This window comes from Bradyrhizobium liaoningense (genome assembly GCF_018130955.1).
In the GTDB taxonomy this organism is placed as follows: domain Bacteria; phylum Pseudomonadota; class Alphaproteobacteria; order Rhizobiales; family Xanthobacteraceae; genus Bradyrhizobium; species Bradyrhizobium liaoningense_C.
This window is the reverse complement of record NZ_JAFCJM010000131.1, coordinates 1-3,833: the sequence shown is the minus strand read 5'-3', so window position 1 is coordinate 3,833 and position 3,833 is coordinate 1. Positions and strand designations below refer to the sequence as shown.

General features: G+C 59.0%; 4 protein-coding genes. All 4 read left to right on the top strand.

The window, feature by feature from the left end:
- The coding region (locus JQ632_RS38915; protein ID WP_212408012.1) for an NADPH:quinone oxidoreductase family protein at positions 1-831 on the top strand (831 nt) is incomplete at its 5' end.
- Positions 832-1,847: 1,016 nt separating this feature from the next.
- Entirely contained in the window at positions 1,848-2,066 is a 219-nt protein-coding gene (locus JQ632_RS38910; RefSeq protein ID WP_212408011.1) for a hypothetical protein, read from the top strand.
- Between the two features lie 78 nt (positions 2,067-2,144).
- Positions 2,145-2,309 (top strand): hypothetical protein, encoded by a 165-nt coding sequence (locus JQ632_RS38905; RefSeq protein ID WP_212408010.1) that lies wholly within the window; start codon positions 2,145-2,147, stop codon positions 2,307-2,309.
- 162 nt (positions 2,310-2,471) lie between these two features.
- The gene (locus JQ632_RS38900; protein ID WP_312015713.1) at positions 2,472-3,524 is read left to right on the top strand and encodes an AraC family transcriptional regulator ligand-binding domain-containing protein; all 1,053 of its coding nucleotides are present in this window, start codon (positions 2,472-2,474) and stop codon (positions 3,522-3,524) included.
- Positions 3,525-3,833 lie beyond the last annotated feature (309 nt).

Below are 3,833 nucleotides of genomic sequence, written 5' to 3'. Positions count from 1 at the left end.
GGCTATCAGAAGCGGCCAACTCTCCCTTACGTACCGGGAATGGATGCCGCGGGGGTTGTCGTCGCCTGCGGCGAAAATGTTCAGCGGTTTCGTCCCGGTGATCGGGTCGCCTGCTCAGCCTGGTTCGGTAGTCTTGCGGAGCGCATGACCGCCAAGGCTTCGTTCAGCGCCCGTCTTCCAGACAATGCGGATTTCGTCGTTGGGTCAGCCATACAGCACGGCTATGTCACCGCCTGGTATGCCTTGGTCGATCGTGCGAGATTGCAGGCCGGTGAAACCGTGCTCGTCACGGGCGCCGCCGGCGGCGTCGGCCTGGCTTGCGTTGAGCTTGCCCATCTGCTCGGTGCGCGGGTCATCGCCGCTGTTGGGTCCGCCGCCAAGGCGTCTGTCGTCCGCGAGCACGGCGCAGACGAGGTCATCGACTATTCAAGCCAGGACGTGCGCGAACGGGTGAAAGCCCTAACAGGTGGCGAAGGTCTCGATATCTGCTTCGAAAATGTTGGTGGGCCCCTCTTCGCGACGCTTGCGCGTCTCATGCGCTGGAACGGAAGGCTGATCCCGATCGGGTTCACCAGCGGTGAGATTCCCTCGTTGCCAATGAACTTGCCGCTCTTGAAGAATTATTCGATCGTGGGTGCATTTACCGGCGCATGGGCCGAGCGGTTTCCGGACGAAAGAGCGCGCGCAGCGGACATGATCATGGCACGCGTCGCCGAGGGCAAGCTGCACCCGCGCATAGACCGCGTGCTTCCGCTCGAGCAGACCGCCGACGCGATGACCGCTATTGCGGATCGAAGCGTGCAAGGACGCATCGTCCTGCGGGTGAGATGACGCACGACGACACATGCAACTTTGAATGCGAGTTGGTTGACGCCCGGGCGCCTGCGCTATTCGCCCCGGGGGCGACTTCCTTGCTCGGACATCGCGCCAATCTCCTTTTGCGAACATGACAGGTCAGCTGTTAGCGGGCGCAAAACTGATCGACCTTCCGTTCTACCGGCAGACAAATACGATCTTGTGCTCAACCAAAAGGCGGCAACATCGCTCGGGCTGGAATTTCCGGCAACATTGTTGACGGCCGCCGACGAGGTGATCGAATGACCACTCCACATCCCTGACCTCGGGCGGGGCCCGCTTTCGTGCCGCTAATGAGGGCAGGGCGGAACGTTCTGGCGCTCATCGCGTCGGCGCGGCCCCCTCTACGGGTCGAGCGGCCCTTTCCAATCTGTAAAGTCGTATCCGAACCACCATCGATGCATTGTGCGCTTGCACTCTTGACAATCAAAACGGCCGTTTCCTAGGACTGGCCGCTTTATCTGGATAGCGCTATGAAGCGCACCGCAGAAAAGGCAACTGAAAAAGACGCGCATTGATGGTTGGTCGGTCATCGATTCTGGTCGGAAGTATGCCCACCATGGGGCGGCGGGGAAGCCGTAGTAAAAAGGCCGGATTGTATCTTGGGACCGCACGCCAACAATTTGTGAATATGCGCCATTCATTGTGCGCTCTCCCGCTGCGACTGGCGCAAAACAACAAATAGATGGCGAAAATTCTCAAGAGATTTGCGCCGGCCCCTTGCTATTACTGTTGCTGGATCGTGCAGCCCGGTAGGGCACACCATTATGCTTGGCTCAAGGTCGGAGGGCGCCGGGCAGTTACTCAATCGGCAGCATCTTCGATGTCGAGATGGCTCCTGGTGTGGATCTCATGCCGTTCGAAAAAGGCAGACGGTCAACCTCCAGCTTGAATCGCGGATTACATGGGCGGCTTCCTGCCGCTGCAAGTGGCAACACCACGACCTCCTACGACGCAGGCGTCCGGGTCATCGAACGAAGCTATAACTGACGATGTTCAACACGGAAACGGTCGTCCACCTGATCGGCGACCCCTGCCTGAAGTTGTACCGGGCCAAAGGTAGAGGCTATTGGTATTTCGAGTTTGATGACCAGGGGCTGTCCGGCACCAAGATCGTGCCGGTGGAGCGACTCAACGATCTGTCACTCGATGCATGGTTGAATGAGGGCAGGACTTTCGCCGCCGCGATGCGCGCGAAGCGTGAGCGCTGACGGTCGCAGGAGTAAGCGGTGATCGATAGACCAAGCAGCCGGGACTTCGCCCGGGGTCGCGCGTTCATGGAGGCAATAATGGCCTACGATTCCGCGCCTGACGAGCATAAGCGCGACGAGATCGCTACGCGCCATCTGCGCATCCTGAACGGCAACTTGCCGCGCCACGCCAAGGAATCATTCGGGAAGAATGGTCGCACCAGGGCGGCCGCCCGTGCCTTTACATTTCCAAACTTGATTTAAGTCAATGACAGCTGCGCCATCCATGCCACTCGCCAACATTCCAGCGGCGACCACTTGGCTCGACCATTCTAGACGAGCGGGTCCGCGGCGCGGGACGGCCTCGGCGCTCACCTCAAAATCTCGCGTCGGAGTTATTCTCGCGCGCACGGCGCCGCGGACGCGATGGAATTTCAGATGCGCAAAGGTCTCGCTAAAGGCCTCTCGTCGATACCAAGCGCCACGGGAGGGATAGCTCGGCTCGCATATAATCGATTGCGAGATGCGGGAGCAGACCTGGCCCCAGTCATGTCAGGCGCGGGCCTAACAAGCAAAGATATTCAGGACGAAAAGCGGCGCCTCGACGCAAGCGCGCAGGTCAGAATGCTCGAACTCGCCGCCAAGGAAATGCAGGACGACTGTTTTGGTTTCCATTTAGCCCGGGACTTTGAATTGGGCGAAATCGGGCTGCTCTACTACGTTATGTCCTCCTCGGAGCGGCTCCGCGACGCGCTGCAAAACGCGGAGCGTTATTGCGCGATCAACAACGAAGGTGTGCGGCTGCGGGTTTCTTTAACGGACAGGCTCGCCATTGGGTTCGAATACCTGAATATTGATCGCCTCTCCGATCGTCACCATGTGGAATTCTGGCTCGTCACCTTGGTTCGCACTTGCCGGACGCTGAGCGGCGCCAAGCTTGCCCCAAACCAGATCAAGCTGAAACACTTTAGGCCGGAGACGCCCTCGGATGTCCGATCTTATTTGGGATGCGAGATCGAATTTGGAGCGAATAGGGATGAGATCTTGTTTGGAGCGCCGATCGGCGCGTTGCCGGTTCTTGGAGCCGATGTCCGCCTTAACAGGCTGCTGCTTCGATACGCCGATGAGGCTCTCAGCAGCCGAGCAGCGCGTCGCGCGAGCATTCGTTCTCAGGTCGAAGATCAAATGGTGCAATTGCTTCCGCACGGCAAAGCTAACGCGTTGGAGATTGCTCGCCGCCTTGGCATGAGCCGCAGAACACTTGCGCGTGCATTATCCGCCGAGGGCACCGCCTTTTCGGGCGTGCTTGAGACGTTGCGGCAGGCGCTCGCCAAACGCTATCTCCGGGAACGGGACCTTCCGATCTCTGAGATCGCATGGCTGTTAGGCTATGGTGAGATTAGCTCCTTCACACATGCCTTCGCTCGCTGGACGGGATCGACGCCAACAGCGTTCCGCAATCTGAGAGACATTCGCTGAGTTGCGACGCGACGCTGGCCCAATGTCCCAATTTTTTGGCGCATGATGACAAGACTTGTTTGGTTGCAATCAGCTAGTGCGCAGCACCATGCAAGTAAGACAAAAAGCGGCAGCGATACTAAGCACACTTGTACCAAAGGACAGCGGTCCGCTGGGGCGCGGCCTCAGAACCCTAACGCGATATGACTGGGCGTTCTTGGCTTCGATTGTTTGGCTTGCGGGTTGGTTAGCTGGTAAGCATCCGCCCAAGGCCGCGGAGCCTCTTCTTTTTGATCGGAGCCGGTGCGGCGAGGACATGGCTCCGGTGCG